16 protein-coding genes and 3 tRNA genes are annotated in these 16,609 nt (G+C 60.7%); 6 read left to right on the top strand and 13 right to left on the bottom strand.

The genetic code is table 11. The features are described from left to right. Positions 1 to 587: 587 nt before the first annotated feature. The 5 genes from atpC to atpH are packed head-to-tail and all read right to left on the bottom strand — an operon-like array spanning position 588 to position 5,502. Positions 588 to 1,004 (bottom strand): ATP synthase F1 subunit epsilon, encoded by a 417-nt coding sequence (atpC, locus tag HKD24_RS08685; protein WP_041111694.1) that lies wholly within the window; start codon positions 1,002 to 1,004, stop codon positions 588 to 590. Positions 1,005 to 1,008: 4 nt separating this feature from the next. Then, positions 1,009 to 2,472, bottom strand: a complete 1,464-nt coding sequence (gene atpD, locus HKD24_RS08680; protein WP_062446300.1) for a F0F1 ATP synthase subunit beta — start codon at positions 2,470 to 2,472, stop codon at positions 1,009 to 1,011. Positions 2,473 to 2,494: 22 nt separating this feature from the next. Next, complete coding sequence (locus tag HKD24_RS08675; RefSeq protein ID WP_194259927.1) at positions 2,495 to 3,385, bottom strand: F0F1 ATP synthase subunit gamma; 891 nt, start codon at positions 3,383 to 3,385, stop codon at positions 2,495 to 2,497. Positions 3,386 to 3,394: 9 nt separating this feature from the next. Continuing rightward, positions 3,395 to 4,930, bottom strand: a complete 1,536-nt coding sequence (gene atpA / locus HKD24_RS08670; protein ID WP_194259926.1) for a F0F1 ATP synthase subunit alpha — start codon at positions 4,928 to 4,930, stop codon at positions 3,395 to 3,397. Further along, positions 4,930 to 5,502 (bottom strand): ATP synthase F1 subunit delta, encoded by a 573-nt coding sequence (gene atpH / locus HKD24_RS08665; RefSeq protein ID WP_194259925.1) that lies wholly within the window; start codon positions 5,500 to 5,502, stop codon positions 4,930 to 4,932. The genes atpA and atpH overlap by 1 nt, the downstream gene beginning before the upstream one ends. A 350-nt stretch (positions 5,503 to 5,852) precedes the next feature. On the opposite strand from atpH, the gene HKD24_RS08660 reads away from it, so the two are divergent. Then, positions 5,853 to 6,389 carry a cupin domain-containing protein gene (locus HKD24_RS08660; RefSeq protein ID WP_194259924.1) on the top strand — a complete coding sequence of 179 codons (537 nt, stop codon included), beginning with the start codon at positions 5,853 to 5,855 and terminating at the stop codon, positions 6,387 to 6,389. A gap of 32 nt (positions 6,390 to 6,421) precedes the next feature. Here HKD24_RS08660 and HKD24_RS08655 read toward each other — a convergent pair. Further along, positions 6,422 to 6,495, bottom strand: a tRNA-Gly gene (locus HKD24_RS08655). A gap of 171 nt (positions 6,496 to 6,666) precedes the next feature. Here HKD24_RS08655 and HKD24_RS08650 point away from each other — a divergent pair. The 3 genes from HKD24_RS08650 (at position 6,667) to nusG (ending at position 7,600) form a co-directional block, all read left to right on the top strand. Next, positions 6,667 to 6,743, top strand: a tRNA-Trp gene (locus tag HKD24_RS08650). A gap of 62 nt (positions 6,744 to 6,805) precedes the next feature. Then, positions 6,806 to 7,060 (top strand): preprotein translocase subunit SecE, encoded by a 255-nt coding sequence (secE, locus tag HKD24_RS08645; protein ID WP_228119962.1) that lies wholly within the window; start codon positions 6,806 to 6,808, stop codon positions 7,058 to 7,060. A gap of 9 nt (positions 7,061 to 7,069) precedes the next feature. Next, positions 7,070 to 7,600 carry a transcription termination/antitermination protein NusG gene (gene nusG / locus HKD24_RS08640; protein ID WP_011252857.1) on the top strand — a complete coding sequence of 177 codons (531 nt, stop codon included), beginning with the start codon at positions 7,070 to 7,072 and terminating at the stop codon, positions 7,598 to 7,600. Positions 7,601 to 7,677: 77 nt separating this feature from the next. Here nusG and HKD24_RS08635 read toward each other — a convergent pair whose 3' ends face one another. The 5 genes from HKD24_RS08635 to HKD24_RS08615 all read right to left on the bottom strand — a co-directional run bounded on the left by HKD24_RS08635 (position 7,678) and on the right by HKD24_RS08615 (position 12,786). After that, complete coding sequence (locus HKD24_RS08635) at positions 7,678 to 8,295, bottom strand: PqiC family protein (protein WP_194259922.1); 618 nt, start codon at positions 8,293 to 8,295, stop codon at positions 7,678 to 7,680. 3 nt (positions 8,296 to 8,298) lie between these two features. Beyond that, complete coding sequence (locus tag HKD24_RS08630) at positions 8,299 to 9,981, bottom strand: PqiB family protein (protein WP_194259921.1); 1,683 nt, start codon at positions 9,979 to 9,981, stop codon at positions 8,299 to 8,301. After that, on the bottom strand, positions 9,978 to 11,462 hold the full coding sequence (locus tag HKD24_RS08625) for a paraquat-inducible protein A (RefSeq protein ID WP_194259920.1): 1,485 nt from the start codon (positions 11,460 to 11,462) through the stop codon (positions 9,978 to 9,980). The genes HKD24_RS08630 and HKD24_RS08625 overlap by 4 nt, the downstream gene beginning before the upstream one ends. A gap of 242 nt (positions 11,463 to 11,704) precedes the next feature. After that, a tRNA-Thr gene (locus HKD24_RS08620) sits at positions 11,705 to 11,780 on the bottom strand. A 79-nt stretch (positions 11,781 to 11,859) separates the two neighbouring features. Beyond that, positions 11,860 to 12,786 (bottom strand): 2-hydroxyacid dehydrogenase, encoded by a 927-nt coding sequence (locus tag HKD24_RS08615; protein WP_194259919.1) that lies wholly within the window; start codon positions 12,784 to 12,786, stop codon positions 11,860 to 11,862. Positions 12,787 to 12,942: 156 nt separating this feature from the next. On the opposite strand from HKD24_RS08615, the gene HKD24_RS08610 reads away from it, so the two are divergent. After that, on the top strand, positions 12,943 to 13,131 hold the full coding sequence (locus tag HKD24_RS08610; RefSeq protein ID WP_194259918.1) for a hypothetical protein: 189 nt from the start codon (positions 12,943 to 12,945) through the stop codon (positions 13,129 to 13,131). Positions 13,132 to 13,152: 21 nt separating this feature from the next. Here the strand turns inward: HKD24_RS08610 and HKD24_RS08605 are convergent, their stop codons facing one another. Both HKD24_RS08605 and HKD24_RS08600 read right to left on the bottom strand, forming a co-directional pair. Beyond that, positions 13,153 to 14,385 carry a pyridoxal-phosphate-dependent aminotransferase family protein gene (locus tag HKD24_RS08605; RefSeq protein WP_194259917.1) on the bottom strand — a complete coding sequence of 411 codons (1,233 nt, stop codon included), beginning with the start codon at positions 14,383 to 14,385 and terminating at the stop codon, positions 13,153 to 13,155. Further along, positions 14,382 to 15,617, bottom strand: coding sequence for an allantoate amidohydrolase (locus HKD24_RS08600; protein WP_194259916.1), 1,236 nt, complete (start codon positions 15,615 to 15,617; stop codon positions 14,382 to 14,384). The genes HKD24_RS08605 and HKD24_RS08600 overlap by 4 nt, the downstream gene beginning before the upstream one ends. A 116-nt stretch (positions 15,618 to 15,733) precedes the next feature. Between HKD24_RS08600 and HKD24_RS08595 the strand changes: the two genes are divergently transcribed. After that, a complete protein-coding gene (locus HKD24_RS08595) occupies positions 15,734 to 16,606 on the top strand; it encodes a LysR family transcriptional regulator (protein WP_228124269.1) in 873 nt (290 codons plus the stop codon). Positions 16,607 to 16,609: the final 3 nt, after the last annotated feature.

Genomic DNA, 16,609 nt, shown 5'->3' with positions numbered 1-16,609 from the left:
ATTCAGTTTTCAAAGACCATCTGCCCCGCCGCTCCAGAACCCCTCGAAGTGAGCCCCGCCGCGTCGGTGAACGGGCTTATACGGGGAGCTCAGCACAGTGTCAAACAGAATCAGACTCACACTTGTCCACATTCCGAAAGCCCCGAAATCCTTAACAAATTCCACTTATCCCCGTGACCCATTCCGATCCGGGAATAATAAAAAGACGAAAAAAGCACCAAAAAGGCGCCTTTTTCTTTCGTTTTCTTTGAATTTCTCAGTTTGGTGCTCACGCAATCCCTGTTGAGCCCGTAAAGGCGCGCGTTATCGCGCCTTACGCTTGGGCATAAGGTTCTTTAGGAAGCCCTCCCTCCGCTCCAAAGTAGGTGACCAAGCAAAGCTAAGGAATTTCTGAGTAGAAGGCAGCCAGCACCCTCACCTCACAACAGCTCAGGAACCAGCCAGATGATATGCTTGGTGCTTAGACGCGACGTCATTCAAGGCAGCGGCACATACGTGCGAATCTAGAGTCTCGAAAAATGGCAAAGAAAAACCCGCTTCACCTTGCGATGAAGCGGGTTTTTTCAAACCGAATCTGAAAAGTCGGCTCAGGCCGGACCATGTTCCTGAACGGCTTCCAGCTCGGCGCGAACTGACTGCAGTTCGCGGCTGATCTGATCGTGCATGTCCACGTCGTTCGGACCGATTTCGGCCCAACGACTTTCCAGATCACGCAGACGGCTCTTGGCCTCGTCCACCGACAGCTCGCTCATGAGCTGTGCAGAATCGGCCAGAATGGTGCAGTGATCAGCGCCCATATCCGCAAAACCGCCCGTTACAAAGTAACGGTCTACGATCTTGTCACCCTGATAAAGGGCCACAACGCCGCCCCGCAGCTGAAGCATCAGCGGTGCGCGGTCCGGCATGGCTGCAATATCGCCCTCCATGCCCGGGACCACGGCCATGTCGACTTCACGTTCGACAAGGCGCTTTTCCGGGCTGACGATCTCGATGCGAAGCGGCATCGGATCAGGCCTCCTGCTTCATCTTCTCGGCCTTCGCAACGGCCTCGTCGATGTCACCGACCATGTAGAAGGCGCCTTCCGGCAGGTGATCGTACTCGCCAGCCACGACAGCCTTGAAGGAACGGATTGTATCTTCCAGCGACACCAGCTTGCCCGGGGCGCCCGTGAAGACTTCAGCTACGTGGAACGGCTGGGACAGGAAGCGCTGGATGCGACGAGCACGGCCAACGATCTTCTTGTCGTCTTCGGACAGTTCGTCCATGCCGAGAATCGCGATGATGTCCTGCAGGCCCTTGTAGGTCTGGAGCGTCTGCTGAACCTGACGGGCCACTTGGTAGTGCTCTTCGCCAACGATCTTCGGATCGAGCGAACGGGACGTAGAATCCAGCGGATCAACAGCCGGATAGATACCCATTTCTGCGATCGAACGGTTCAGAACCGTCGTGGCATCAAGATGCGCGAAGGTCGCGGCCGGAGCCGGATCGGTCAGATCGTCAGCAGGGACATACACGGCCTGAACGGACGTGATGGAGCCCTTCTTCGTGGAGGTAATACGCTCCTGCAGGGCGCCCATCTCGGTGGCCAGCGTCGGCTGGTAACCCACTGCGGAGGGGATACGGCCCAGAAGCGCGGAAACTTCGGAACCGGCCTGCGTGAAGCGGAAGATGTTGTCCACGAAGAACAGGACGTCCTGACCTTCTTCGTCACGGAAGTATTCAGCAAGCGACAGGCCCGTCAGGGCCACGCGAGAACGGGCTCCCGGCGGCTCGTTCATCTGGCCATAGACCAGCGCAACCTTGGAACCCTCGGTCGAACCGTCTTCAGCAATCTTGATGACGCCTGCGTCCTGCATTTCGAAATACAGGTCGTTACCTTCACGGGTACGCTCACCGACACCTGCGAAAACGGACACGCCACCGTGGGCCTTCGCGATGTTGTTGATGAGCTCCTGGATGATGACCGTCTTGCCGACGCCTGCACCACCGAAGAGGCCGATCTTACCGCCCTTGAGGTACGGGCAGAGAAGATCGACGACCTTGATGCCGGTCACGAGGATCTCGGAGGCAGCAGCCTGCTCTTCGAAAGACGGAGCCGGACGGTGGATCGGGAAGCGCAGCTCGCTGCTGATCGGACCACGCTCGTCGATGGGCTCGCCAACGACGTTCAGGATACGGCCGAGCGTGGCCGGGCCAACCGGCACCATGATCTGCTTGCCCGTGTCACGGACTTCAGTACCACGAACCAGACCGTCGGTCGTGTCCATGGCAATGCAGCGGACCTGACGCTCGCCGATTTCCTGGGCCACTTCCAGAACCAGCGTATGATCGCCGTTCTGGACGTGCAGGGCATTCAGGATGAAGGGAAGATCGCCTTCGAACTGCACGTCCACGACCGGACCACGCACCTGGGTGACGCGGCCGACCACGTTGTTGGCAGCTCCGGCAGAAGGGGTAAGAGTTTCGGACATCGGATTCGTCTCCTGCGTGATCTCAAACGGCTTCTGCGCCGGAGATGATTTCGATCAGATCGTTGGTGATGTTGGCCTGACGCGTGCGGTTGTACTTCTGCGACAGACGGTCAATGGCCTTGCTCGCATTGCGGCTGGCATTGTCCATCGCGGTCATCCGCGCACCCTGCTCGCCTGCAGCGCTTTCCAGCATGGCCGAGAAAATCTGGACCTGCAGGTTGCGCGGCAGAAGCTGCGTCAGGAGAGTCGCCTCGTCGGGCTCGAATTCGTACTGCGCCGTATCAGCATCAGGTGCGGCGTTGTCATTCTCGGGAGCCGAAAGCGGAACCAGAGGCGCCTGGACCGGAACCTGCGTCATGGCATTGAGGAAGCGGTTATAGACCAGCGTGCAGCGGTCGATCTCGCCCGCTTCCAGCATGGTGGCAATCCGGCTTCCGATATCGGTCGCCTTATCGTAACCCACATCCTTGCCATCACTGCCAGCCAGACGATCGGTGATCATCTCCGGATAGTGACGCACGAGAATGTCTGCTCCCTTGCGGCCAACCGGCAGGATACGGACCGTCTTGCCTTCAGAGATAAGCGTGTCGACCAACTGACGGGCACTGCGGACGATATTGGCGTTGAAGCCACCGGCAAGGCCACGGTCAGAGGTTAGCACCACCACGAGATGGGTCTGGTCTTTGCCTGTTCCCGCCAGAAGACGCGGCAGACTGGCTGCGTCCTCACCACGGGTCGCCGTCGCCAGCTCCGCCATCATGCGACGCATGGCGTCGGCATAGGGACGGGCCGCTTCGGCCTGCATCTGGGCGCGCCGCAGCTTGGACGCTGCGACCATTTTCATTGCGTTCGTGATCTTGCGCGTCGATTTGACGCCCGTGATCCGTCCCCGCAGTTCCTTCAGCGAAGCCATGGGCTATCCTCAGGCCGAAAAGCGCTTGCCGAATGCTTCGAGCAGCTCCTTGAGCTTGCCTTCCGTCTCCGGCTTGATCTGGCGGTCATTGCGGATGGCCGTCAGGATGTCAGAGCCCGCACCGCGCATCTCGGACAGAAGAGCGGCTTCATAGGCCACAACCTTGTCCACGGCGATCGGATCAACGTAACCGCGCGTACCAGCGTACAGGACGACAACCTGTTCCTCGACCGGCAGCGGGGACGTCTCGGGCTGCTTGAGCAGCTCGACCAGACGGGCACCACGATCCAGCTGCTTGCGGGTTGCGGCATCCAGATCGGAAGCGAACTGCGAGAACGCAGCCATTTCACGATACTGGGCCAGCTCCAGCTTGATCTTGCCGGCAACCTGCTTCATCGCCTTGATCTGGGCTGCGGAACCCACGCGGGATACCGAACCACCGACGTTCACGGCAGGGCGGATGCCCTTGTAGAACAGATCCGTCTCAAGGAAGATCTGACCGTCGGTGATGGAGATCACGTTGGTCGGGATGTAGGCTGCCGTATCGCCAGCCTGCGTCTCGATGACCGGCAGGGCCGTCAGGGAGCCGCCGCCATGGGCGTCGGACATCTTGGCCGCACGCTCCAGCAGACGGGAGTGCAGGTAGAACACGTCACCCGGGAAGGCTTCACGTGCCGGCGGACGACGCAGCAGCAGCGACATCTGACGGTAAGCCACAGCCTGCTTGGACAGATCGTCGTAGCAGACGAGAGCGTGCATGCCGTTGTCGCGGAAGTATTCACCCATGGCGCAGGCCGTGTACGGGGCAAGATACTGCATCGGAGCCGCATCGGACGCCGTAGCGGCAACAACGATAGAATACTCCATCGCGCCCTGCTCGGTCAGCGTACGCACCAGGTTTGCAACCGTGGAGCGCTTCTGGCCGATGGCAACATAGATGCAGTACAGGGATTTCTTCGGATCGCCTGCGGCATTGACCGGCTTCTGGGCGACAATGGTGTCGATCAGGATGGCGGTTTTACCCGTCTGACGGTCACCGATGATCAGCTCACGCTGGCCACGTCCGATGGGAACGAGCGCATCAATGGCCTTGATGCCCGTCTGCATCGGCTCGCTGACCGACTGGCGCGGCATGATGCCCGGAGCCTTCACTTCGGCACGACGGTATTCGACATCCGTCAGCGGGCCGCGGCCGTCGATCGGGTTGCCGAGACCATCGACAACACGTCCCAGCAGGCCCTTGCCGACCGGCACTTCAACCACGGACTTCGTCCGCAGGACGGTGTCGCCCTCGCGGATGCTGTCGCCGTCGCCGAACAGAACCACACCGACATTGTCGGCTTCGAGGTTCAGCGCCATGCCCTTGAGGCCCGTGCCTTCGAACTCGACCATTTCACCGGCCATGACGTTCGTCAGGCCGTAGACGCGGGCGATGCCGTCGCCGATGGACAGGACCGTGCCCGTCTCGGAAACGGTCTCGACCTGGTCGAACGACGCGATCTGCTGCTTGAGGATGTCCGAAATCTCAGCGGGACGGATATCCATCACGCGGCTCCCTTCATGGCGTTCTGCAGGCGGGTCAGGCGCCCGGCGATCGAAGTATCAAACAGTGTGGAACCGATCCGTACGGTCATGCCGCCAAGCAGGGCGGCATCCGTATGTTCGGTCATGGACACGCGGCTGTAACCGGCTTCGGCCAGACGGGCCTGAAGCTGGCTGCGCTGCGTGTCGGTCAGAGGCTGTGCGGAGCGGACCTCGGCAACGACTTCACCACGCAGGGCGGAATCAAGCGCCAGGACACCGTCCAGAATGGATGCAAGATCAGGCAGGCGGCGATTATCGGCAATAACGCCAACAAAACGGCGCAGGACGTCTCCGAAACCGAGCTTCGACATCAGAACGTTCGAAACCGTCCGGCCCTGACGGATGTCCATCCGGGCATCAGCCAGGAACTTCCGCAGATCATCGCTGTCGGCAATGGCGGCACGCAGCGCCTTTACTTCACCCAGAACGTCGGAAAGATTTCCCTGCTCCGAAGCGAGGTCATAAAGCGCACGGGCATAGCGCTGGGCCAAGCCCCCTGTATGTCCAACCTGCGGCACCTGTGTCACCGTCACACGCGTGTTCCGTCTCACTAAATCCGCCGCAGAGTGCGGCCGGAACCGGCTTATCCGGTTCCTTGCATCAAAACTGTCCGGACCGGGCATACACGTTCCTGCGCAGGATTCGTCTGAAACCCGGTCCTCCACTTGGCGCCGCCTCTAGCACGCTGTCCGGTTCCTGCGCAACCGAGACGATACTCAAATTACCCGCGCAACCCTCCGGGATCATGACGTGGGTTTGCGTTTTGCCCGCCCGGGCTGGCATGACAGGGGTTCTGCAGTGATTTTTCGGGAGATTTCGTCCCGTCGATCACATCCTTACGATGCTATGCGCAGATAACCCCGCAACCAACCATGGAGACCCGATGTCCACCCGAAAGCGCCTCTTTTTCCTGCTGGGCGCCCTGTCCGTCCCTGCCCTGTTCACAACAGCCCGCGCCATCCCTGTTGAGGACAAGCCGTCCTTCCCGACCATTTCCTACTGGGACAACTGGACCGACCCTCAGGGCGTCACACATCTGACGAAATGCAAGATGTCGACATTCCATGAGGACTCAATCGCGCCGGACGGTGACAAGATCATGCTCAGCAGTCCGCATGACGGACCGGCAACCGTGACGATGCGCGTTCAGCCGCCTCACTGGAAAGGCGGATGGAACGTAAGCCATCAGGTTCAGTGGATCGTGCCGCTTTCCGGCATCTATTTCGTCAAGGCGATGGACGGGACCAGCGTGGAACTGAACCCGGGCGACATCTTGCTTAGTGAAGATGTGGCACCCGCGTCGCACGGCTCGGATCCGAAGGGCCATCTGTCAGGCAATGTTGGCGATGCCGCAGTCGCGTTGCAGATTCTCCAGTTTGGAGAGGCCACGCCATCGCATGTGTCCTGTCAATGGCAATAAAGGCCCAGGCATCAGATTTTTTAGGGAAAGCCTGGAGCGGGCGAAGGGAATCGAACCCTCCTCAGAAGCTTGGAAGGCTACTGCATTACCACTATGCTACGCCCGCTCAGGTGAGGCAGTCCTTACTCCATTTTTTTTGGCGCCCGCAAGAGGGGAAAAGCCAAAATGGAAATTCCACAACAAAGATGTTCGGGGCACTTGACTTTTGTCCCCGAACATTCTCTTTTGCGGCCACTGTCGCTGGCATGACGTCCTGAAAAACGTCCTGTCCGATGATAGGGGTGTAGCTCAATTGGCTAGAGCGCCGGTCTCCAAAACCGGAGGTTGAGAGTTCGAGACCCTCCACCCCTGCCACTCCTTCTCGCCGGATGTCCTTCCCGACACCGGGAGCGGGTTTTTCACTTGATTCGAGGACGATGGTGTCGGTCAGTACCCCGAAAGACGAGTCGCGGAAAACGGCGCCTCAAAAGAACGGATCCGGCTTCAACCTGGTCGCATACGTTCGTGATGTCCGCGCCGAAGCCAAGCGCGTCACGTGGCCGACTCGTCGTAACACCCTGATCACGTCAGGTGCCGTGCTCGTCATGGTTACCGTGACCTGCATCTTCTTCTTCATCGTGGACCAGGTGATCGGCCTCGGCGTCCGCGAACTATTTGGCGTTGGAGGCTAGGTTCGCACCATGGCGAAGCGTTGGTACGTTGTGCATGTCTATTCCGGATTCGAGAAAAAGATCGCGAGTCACATTCAGGAGCAGGCAGCACAGAAAGGCCTTTCCGACCATTTCGAGCAGATCCTTGTTCCTTCCGAAGATGTGACGGAAATGCGCCGCGGCCGTAAGGTCAATGCAGAGCGCAAGTTTTTCCCAGGCTATGTTCTCGTCAAAATGGAACTGACGGACGAAGCCTGGCATCTCGTCAAGGACACCCCCAAGGTCACGGGCTTCCTCGGAACGCGCAACCGTCCGACCCCCATCACGGCCGCCGAAGCCGACCGGATCATGAAGCAGGCCCAGGAAGGCGTTGAGCGCCCCCGTTCCAGCCTGTCCTTCGAGATTGGCGAGCAGGTTCGCGTGGCCGATGGTCCGTTCACGTCCTTCACCGGCATGATCGAAGACGTCGACGACGAGCGCCAGCGCCTCAAGGTCAGCGTCTCCATCTTCGGACGCTCCACACCTGTCGATCTGGACTTCACGCAGGTCGAAAAGCTCTGACGCTTTTCAGCCCCTGAATTACCTACAAAAAAGGCTCCCTCTTCGGGAGCCTTTTTTGTTTGTATGGCCTACGCCTCTCAGTCCGTCACGGGAGGCGGCAGGACGCGCAGTTTTGCAGCCGCCTGATCGGCAATGGCCGCAACACCCTGGCTAAGCGCTGCGGTCAACTTTGACGTGCTGGAGGCCACAGGTTCCGCCGACTGCCAGACCACAGGCGAGGTCACAACGGGCCCGATCATCTTTCCGGCCGGGTGGACAGACAGCATGCCGGTTACGAGGGCATGTCCGGCCGAATCGGCTTCAAAATTGCGAATGGTCAGTTCGACATAGGCTGTGGGTGTCGTTGTGACCGCATCCCCCTGAGCAAACACGGTCGTACCCGGCAGACGCTGGGCCAGATCGGTCATCAGCGTATGGCCGAGCATGTCCGGCAGCGCTTCACTCCAGCTGCTGCCAGAGGCCAGCTTGGTCTGGTAATCCTCACTGGCCTTCACGATCGTATCGCGATCCAGACGGGCGCTGACAACGGGCGTACGGACCTCGACCACGACCGGCCCTCCCGCCTGGGAGACGCCTGGCAGAGGCGCCAGTGTGTAGAGCGTCGGATCACTGCTGCAGGCCGAAAGAAAGCCCGTCAGACCCAGAGCCCCCATCAGGGACAGGACACGAAGGCGGGACGTCAAAGACTGTGTCATGGCTCAGTTCCTGCGGCCGGTGATGAGAGCGGAAGGATGGTGATCCAGATAATCCGTCAGGAACCGCAGGGAGCGGGACATCTGGGTCAGCTGGGTGATCATGTTCTGAAGACTGCGGTGGAAATCCGTATCGCCGCCATAAGCACCCAGAACCGACTGGGCATTGGTCAGCGTGCCCTGCAGGCCCTTCATCAGCGCCGGCAGGTTCTGGTTGGCATTCTTCGTCAGTTTGCTCAGGTTCTGAAGCGAATCGCGCAGGGCCGCGAGGGACTGCGTGACTTCAGGACTGTTCAGACGGCCATCCGCATGCGCCAGAAGATCGTTCACATGACCACCGATTTCGGTCAGCGGCATGGCTGCGATCTTGTCGGTAATGGTGGAGACAGACTCCATGATGCCATCCATTCCGCCAGCCTGGCTTGGAAGCACCGCAACGTCACCTTCATAGGTCAGGGTGGTGGCAGGCGCATTCTTGACGAACTGCAGAGCAATCATGGATTCGCCGGTCAGGAAGCTGGCGCTTTGGACCGAGGCGCGCATTCCGTCAGCGACAAAGGCCTGAAGATATTTCTCGACGGGCGGCTCCTTGCTGTTCTCGATCCGGTCATCCCAGTTTGACAGCATACGCTCGGGTTCGAGTTCCATGTCCACACGGACACGGGGGAGCTTCGTAGGGCCTTCGAGGAGAAGGCGGACATCGTTGACCGTGCCGATCTGCAGACCGAACATGGTGACCTGGCTGCCGCTCGTGAGGCCTTTGACGGACGAGTTGATGTAAGTCACGACACGCAGGCGCTTGTGATAACGGGCGTTGTCGGCGTCAGCCTCGCTGGCATAAAGCTTGAAGACCGAATTGGCGGGCGCGTCCGGCAGATCGATGTTGCGACGACGCTCCGGCAGTCCAAAGGCGATACCGCCCGAAAACAGCGCCTGAAGCGATTTGAGATGAACCTTCAGGCCGCCGGCCCCGAGACCCACCTGAACGCCGGAGACGTTCCAGAAGCGGCTGTCCGTGCGCAAGTAGTGGTCATACGGCTCCTTGACGAAAGCCTGGATAACAATGGGCCCCTTGCCGCCCTGCGGCATCGTATAGCCGAGCACCTCACCCACCCGCAGGTCGCGGAAGAACACCGGCGACCCCGGACCAAGCGAGCCCAGCGACGGGGATACCAGCCAGAACGTCTCGCCCGGCTGGTCCGAGCGGACGCCGGGAGGTGATTCCAGGCCCTTGAAGGCTTTCTGGTAATGGCCGTCATCCGTGCCGGGGTCCAGAGCGATATAGGCGCCCGAGAACAGCGTATCGAGACCGGTGATGCTGGCGCCGTTGATCCGCGGACGCACGACCCAGAACCGGGTGTGATCGGTCAGGATATGGGAACTGTTGGCGTTCATCTGGACCGTCACGTCGACATGTTTCATGTCGTCGCTCAGGGTGATGTCCTGCACGGTACCCAGGGTCACGGCCTTGTTCTTGACCTGCGTCTGGCCGGGAGTCAGGCCGTCCGCGGTCTCGAACGTGATGGTGATGACGGGACCACGCGTTGCGAAATGCTCCCACGCCAGCCATCCGGCGATGAGGATGGCCACCACCGGAATCAGCAGAATAAGGGAGAAGCGGGTGCGGCGCACCGGGGCTTCCTTCGGCGAGACCGTTGGCTCCCCCCGGTTGTTTCGGGAATCGCTCACGCGCGTCCAGGCTCCATGTCAGTAGGGTCAGAAGAAGGCAGATGGGGAACGGGAGCGTCCGAAGACGGTGTCTCCGGCTCCCGGTTGCCCGTCGCGGGACTGGCGACCGCACCATTCAGGCCGGCGGCATCCCACATTCCGCGGGGATCAAACAGCTCTGCGGCGAAAATGGTCAGGATCACCACCAGCGCAAAGCAGACCATCCCCGGATCGGCCGTGACATTGGCCAGAAAACCGAAATGCACGACGGCAACGAGGATGGAAATCATGAAAACGTCGATCATGGACCAGCGACCGATGATGACGACAAGGCGATAGAGCTTCGCCAGATGCCGCAGCTGCCAGCTGGATCTGAGCCGGGTACAGATGATCATGATTGTCAGGGCGATGATCTTGAGCACCGGGACAGTGATACTGGCAAAGAGCACCAGCAGGGACAGCGGGATCATCCCGGCCTGCCACAGCTCGATCACACCACTGGTAATGGTGCTGGGCGCGCCATGCCCGACCTTGGTGTAGGTCATGACCGGCAGCAGATTGGCCGGCAGATAGAACACGACACCGGCCACGAGAAGGCAGGTGGCCGAAGAGAGGCTCTGGGGTTTGCGCCGGCGCAGGATCTGGCCACAGCGGGGACAGTCTCCCATGTCCTCTTCCTGCGGCACGGCATGGTCGAAAGCCAGCACCAGATTGCAGGCATGGCAGGAGAGCATGTGTTCTACAGGCGGGATGACACCGTTACGGGCATCGAGATGGGCGACATCCAGCAGATGGCCCTGGTGATCATCCAGCGTGGGGCTGATGTCGCGGCTGCGCCAGATCCGCTCGGCATCGAAGGTCGAGTCCACGGCGGCCATGCTCAGCATCAGGCCGCCCAGAAGATAGACGCCGGGCTGAAGGATGACGAGAGCGAGATCCACGAGTTTGGTGTAGGCCACAAGCACGCCGAGGACGTAGACTTCCACCATCGACCAGCCGCGCAGGCGGTCGTACCAGGTGAGCAGTCGCGGGGTCCAGTCGGGCATGTGCGGGCGGGAAGCGCCATAGAGAATGGCGCCCATCAGACCAATAATGACGCCCGGCATGAGGATCGTCACCAGTGCGACGAGAACCCCGATTGCGCCATAGCCCTGATGTCCGAGTTCGATCGGACCGCTCATCAGTGAGACGGTGTTTTCACGCCCGTAGACGTTCAGCGTCATGAGGGAGCTGATGAGAAGCGTGATGTAGAGCGCAGCCGATGTGATGCAGAAAGCCGCCGGAGCGCCGATCAGGGACGTCCTGCGGCGGCGGGCCAGCTGGCAGCCGCAGCGCAGGCATTCAGCGAGATGTCCGGGTTTCAGGCGCGGGACGTGCTGGAAAAGGCCGCAGGTCGGGCATTCGCGCAGGCCTTCCACCGCATGGATGGAAGCATGAGGCTCCTGACTGCGGGAAAAGCTGACGGCGTTGCGCCACAGTCGTTTATGGAAACGGTCAGACATCGGGCTCCTAACCTAACGCAGGGAGCCGTCTTTTGACAGTCCGCCCTTGTCGGGCAGCCCTCTGCATCGGGATATCGACATCCATCGTAGTCCCATCACAGGCGGATTGCCCAGAGGAAGCCGGTTGTATCCGCAATATTTTGAAAAATTGTGAAGATCCGGATCCTGGAGAGAAAGACCGTTATCTGTGTCCAGTATAGTGGACACAACCATAACAGATCCGGATTTTCGGAAGACCTTGATGGTGCCGGTGAAGAGATTCGAACTCCCGACCCCATCATTACGAATGACGTGCTCTACCAGCTGAGCTACACCGGCGCACCCATCAAGGTGGGCGCGTTCTAACCGAGCCCTTGGGGGTTGGCAAGCCGGAAAATGCAAAAACCGCTTCGAGACCTCAATAGCCGCGTCCGGTATCAATGACGCCGGTCATGAGTTCACCGGCTTCGTAGCGCCGCAGATTGGCCAGAACGGCCTCGGCTGCAGTGTCCGACTGGGCGGCGCTGGCGATATGCGGGGTCAGGAAAATGCGCGGATGATCCCAGAACGGATGTTCGGGCGGTAATGGTTCGGGTGTGGCAACGTCGAGCACGGCCTGTGAGAGCTGGCCGTTGTCGAGAGCGGGAATCAGATCGTCCTGCACCAGATGGCCACCACGGCCACAGTTGATGAGGCAGGCCCCTTTCGGCAGCTTTTCAAACAGGCTGCGATTGAGGATGCCGCGCGTAGCGTCCGTCAGCGGAACGAGACAGACCAGAATGTCGGTTTCCGCCAGAAACGCATCCAGCTCCCCTGCCCCGGCAAAGGACTTTACGCCCGGAACCTCGCGGCGACTGCGGCTCCAGCCCCGGCACTCGTATCCGAAGGAAACGAGCTTCTCCAGAACCGGACTGCCCAGTTCTCCCATACCCATGAGGCCAACACGGTAGAGCTTCGCCGGGCGGTTATGCGAACCATCCCAGACATGTTCGCGCTGCTGGCGGGCATAGCGGAACATGTCCCGGTGAAAGGACAGAACCGCCCACAGGACATATTCAATCATGCCCTCCACCAGACTGCTCTCCACCATCCGGATGATCTTTACGCCCGGAGGCACATTGGCGAGATTGAGCTGATCGATCCCTGCGCCCAGCGAGAACAGAACTTCAAGATTGGGAAAAAGCGTGGCGAGGTCGTCCGGTGTCTTCCAGGCCGCGAGATAGCGGACATCCTCTTTCGGGCCGGTTTCGGGCCAGACATAAAACGGCATGTCAGGCCGAGCCTTCGCGAACTTCTCGCCCCAGACCTTCGCGCGTTCGGGCGTGTGATGGAAGACGATCGACATTCTGCGTGTTCTCCAGCCGGAAAGATGTGCGGGAATGCTCGCGCCACGGGGAGTTCGGATCAACCCCGCACACCTGTTTGTGTATGGCCGACTACCGGGAACGCGCGCCGGGTTCGGGCGTAGAGGAGGCTGGATCTCATACAGGAGGGCAGGATCATGCCTCGTGGAGACAAGTCAGCCTATACGGACAAGCAGAAACGTCAGGCAGAGCATATCGAGGAAGGCTACGAAAAGCGTGGCGTCTCCGACAAGGAAGCCGAGCGCCGAGCCTGGGCCACCGTCAACAAGGAAGACGGTGGCGGAAAGAAAAGCGGATCGGGCCGGAAGAACCATCCGAAGGAATAGAACTTCCGGTCCGAAGACCGATCAGGCAGCGTCCCAGGCGGCGCGGGCTGCATCCACGCCTGAGCCGCGGTTGAGTTTTACACCCTCGCCGGCCAGCACGGAATCGAAGGCCGCAAGCGTGAGCAGGACCTTGTCCTTGCGGGCATTGATGCCCATTGCCCCAATACGCCAGATCTTTCCGGTCAGCGGACCAAAGGACGAGACGATCTCGATCCCGAAATCATCACGCATAAGCTGACGAATGCGGGTATTGTCCACACCTTCCGGCACCCAGACGCCCGTGACATTGCTCATGCGCGTGGCATCGTCCCCATAAACCTTCAGGCCCATGGCGCGCAGCCCGGCGACCATGGCGCGCCCTGCCCGTACATGACGGGCAACCCGGGCCTCCACACCCTCTTCCACGACCAGGCGCGCTGTTTCACGGGCGGCGTACAGCATGGACGTGGCTTCGGTATGATGGTTCATCCGCGCCGGGGACCAGTAGTTCATCAGCATCGCCAGATCGAAATAGTTCGACTGGATAACCGGACCATCACCCTGCGGCTGGCCGGTGGCAATGCCAGCTTCGTCATGGCGGCGCTTGAGGATAGCGGCAACGGCGCGTTCGGACAGTGTGATGGGTGCCGAGCCCGGAGGGCCGTTCAGGCATTTCTGCAGACCGGCCGTGGCAACGTCGATGTTCCAGGCGTCGGTCTCGAACGTCATGCCGCCGAGCGTGGCCGTGGCGTCCACATAAAACAGCACATCATGTTTGCGACAGATGCGGCCAATCTCTTCGAGCGGCTGAGCGGTCGTGGTGGAGGTATCACCATGAACACAGGCGACCAGACCGGGCTTATGCTCGATAATAGCAGCTTCAATGGCGGCCGGATCGACGACCTGCCCCCATTCCACATCCACCGTGCAGGGCACGCCGCCACAGCGATGAACGATTTCCGTCAGCAGCAGACCGAAGCGGCCAAAGCGCGGAATGACGACCTTTATGCCCGGCGAAACCAGCGAAACCAGCGCGGCCTCAATGGCCGAGCGGGCGGAACCGTTCACCAGCAGCGTCCAGTGGTTCTTCGTGCGGAAGACCTCACGATACAGGGCCATGACCTCGTCCATATAGGCGGTCATTTCCGGGTCCATCTGGCCGATCACGTCATAGGACATGGCGCGGAGGATACGCGGATGGACGTTCGTCGGTCCCGCACCCATCAGCAGACGGGACGGCGGATCAAGCTGGGCGAAAGTTGCGGGATGGGTCATGACTGGAACTCCTTGACGAAGGCAAGCAGCGCGCGATGGGCGAGATCGACATCTCCCACGCGGACGGTTTCATCGGGATGATGGCTCAGGCCGCCGGGGCTGCGGATGAACAGCATCCCCATCGGACACAGATCGACCATGGCCATGGCGTCATGCCCCGCACCGCTCAAAAGACGCTGGGCCGGGCGACCGGTGACGCTTGTGACGGCCCGCGCCAGACCGTCCACCAGTGCGGGCGCACAGGCGGCGGCAGGCAGGTATTGCGGGGTATCGAACGCAATGCCCAGACCGCGCCGGTCAGCGATGGCACGCAAATCCGTGCGGATCGCATCGGCCATGGCATCACGGGCTTCGTTGGTTTCGGCCCGCATGTCGAGCGAGAAGCGGACTTCGCCGGGAATGACATTCGATGTGTTTGGCGTCACGTCGATCTGGCCCACCGTAGCGACCTGCGTGGCACCCCCTGACGCACCATTGCGTTCGACCGCAAGAATCATTTCAGCAGCCGCCGTCAGGGCATCCTGACGCATGGTCATGGGCGTCGTGCCCGCATGGTCGGACTGGCCGGTAACGGTCACGCGCTGACGGGTCTGGGCGGCGATGGCAGTCACGACGCCGATCTCACCATCCGCGCTTTCGATGGCCGGGCCCTGTTCGATATGGGGTTCGATATAGGCGATCAGTTCATCCGGGCGACGGGCGGCTTCGCTCAGACCGGCGGGATCGAGGCCGTAACGGATCATGGCTTCCGCCACGGTCACACCGGACGCATCCGTCATGCCTTCAGGAACGGACTCAATCAGCCCGGCCATGGCACGGGAGCAGATCATGGGAGCCGCAAAGCGCGAACCTTCCTCGTCTCCGAAGCCCATGACTTCAATGGCGAATGGCAGGCGCGTGCCCTCTTCATTCAGGGCGGAGACCAGTTCGATCCCCAGCATGACACCGAGATTGCCGTCAAAGGCCCCGCCATTACGAACCGTATCGAGATGGGAGCCGATCATCAGCGCCGGAGCGCCGGGCGTCAGGCCCTCATAACGACCGATCAGGCTCCCGGCCGCATCCAGACGGGTGGTCAGACCGGCCTCCTCCATCCACTGCGCAACCTGCGTGAGTGTGCGCTGATAGGCAGGACCGAGCCAGAAGCGGAACAGACTGCCCGGTGTCTCGCTGAAAGGGACATCCGCGAGAATACGGCACCGCTCGACGGCGCGGGCTCCGTGGGCTGTCATGGGGGCTCCTGTTAGGGATGATGTGTCAAGACGAGTGGAACTGTGCTCTCATAACGGAGTCAGATCAAGTTGACCTGCCAATAAATATGGTCCCACATATCGGGATGAAAGATCAGATGCATCTCGACCCGTTCCATCTGCAATCCTTTCTCGCGGTCGCGGAAACGCTGCATTTCACGTCGGCCGCGCAGAGTCAGGGAGTAAGCCAGTCCACGATCAGCCAGCATGTCAGCCGGCTGGAGGAACAGCTTGGAACGCGCCTTCTGGCCCGGAGCACCAAGAGTGTGCGGCTGACGGAAGACGGCATGGCACTGATTGGTCTGGCACGGCAGCTTCTTCAGTGTGAGGACAGTATCCTGTCCCGTTTCCGGCAGGAGGCTCCAAGGGGGACGATCCGTCTGGGAGTAACGGAAGATCTGCTTCTGACGCGGTTTCCCGAAATCCTCGGAACATTCCGCGCGTCTCATCCCTCGCTTCAGATCACCATGACAGTCGGGCTATCGGCCTATCTGGCGCAGCTTCTGGAACAGGGAGAACTGGACGTCTGGTGCGGGATGCGGCGCACGACGGAGACACGCGGACAGAAGCTGTGGACCGAGGACATGCGCTGGTATGCGCCTGCGGGAACAGAGTTTCCGGCCGAGCAGTCCATTCCGCTCGTGACATTCCCCGATGGCAGCGTCACACGGCGGCTGGCGATCGAAACGCTCAACAAGGCCGGGCGCGCCTGGCATCTGGCCTTTACCAGCGGCAGTCTCGGCGCGCTTCTGGCGGCTGTGCGCGCCGGATATGGTGTAACCCCGCAGCCGGCTTTCCTGCGCAACGTGGAGCATCTGTCGCATTGTGCGTCGGGACTGCTGCCGGAAATGCCACAGGTCGAGTTCATTGCGTCCACCCGCCATCAGGTGGCGCAGGGGCCGGAAGAACTGCTGATCCGGACGCTCTGCGCTCATATTCCACGCCTGCAACCCGATCTCATGCCCCTTTGAGGA

It is taken from the genome of Gluconobacter vitians (assembly GCF_015244565.1).
Taxonomy (GTDB): Bacteria; Pseudomonadota; Alphaproteobacteria; order Acetobacterales; family Acetobacteraceae; genus Gluconobacter; species Gluconobacter vitians.
This window is presented reverse-complemented; position numbering and strand designations above follow the sequence as displayed.

Coding starts and splice junctions, on each gene's coding strand:
- HKD24_RS08615 (WP_194259919.1), bottom strand. CDS start 12,786: ATGTCGATCGTCTTCCATCACACGCCCGAACGCGCGAAGGTCTGGGGC.
- HKD24_RS08625 (WP_194259920.1), bottom strand. CDS start 11,462: ATGTCTGACCGTTTCCATAAACGACTGTGGCGCAACGCCGTCAGCTTT.
- atpC (WP_041111694.1), bottom strand. CDS start 1,004: ATGCCGCTTCGCATCGAGATCGTCAGCCCGGAAAAGCGCCTTGTCGAA.
- HKD24_RS08635 (WP_194259922.1), bottom strand. CDS start 8,295: ATGACACAGTCTTTGACGTCCCGCCTTCGTGTCCTGTCCCTGATGGGG.
- atpA (WP_194259926.1), bottom strand. CDS start 4,930: ATGGATATCCGTCCCGCTGAGATTTCGGACATCCTCAAGCAGCAGATC.
- HKD24_RS08605 (WP_194259917.1), bottom strand. CDS start 14,385: ATGACCCATCCCGCAACTTTCGCCCAGCTTGATCCGCCGTCCCGTCTG.
- HKD24_RS08660 (WP_194259924.1), top strand. CDS start 5,853: ATGTCCACCCGAAAGCGCCTCTTTTTCCTGCTGGGCGCCCTGTCCGTC.
- nusG (WP_011252857.1), top strand. CDS start 7,070: ATGGCGAAGCGTTGGTACGTTGTGCATGTCTATTCCGGATTCGAGAAA.
- secE (WP_228119962.1), top strand. CDS start 6,806: ATGGTGTCGGTCAGTACCCCGAAAGACGAGTCGCGGAAAACGGCGCCT.
- HKD24_RS08600 (WP_194259916.1), bottom strand. CDS start 15,617: ATGACAGCCCACGGAGCCCGCGCCGTCGAGCGGTGCCGTATTCTCGCG.
- atpD (WP_062446300.1), bottom strand. CDS start 2,472: ATGTCCGAAACTCTTACCCCTTCTGCCGGAGCTGCCAACAACGTGGTC.
- HKD24_RS08595 (WP_228124269.1), top strand. CDS start 15,734: ATGCATCTCGACCCGTTCCATCTGCAATCCTTTCTCGCGGTCGCGGAA.
- HKD24_RS08675 (WP_194259927.1), bottom strand. CDS start 3,385: ATGGCTTCGCTGAAGGAACTGCGGGGACGGATCACGGGCGTCAAATCG.
- HKD24_RS08610 (WP_194259918.1), top strand. CDS start 12,943: ATGCCTCGTGGAGACAAGTCAGCCTATACGGACAAGCAGAAACGTCAG.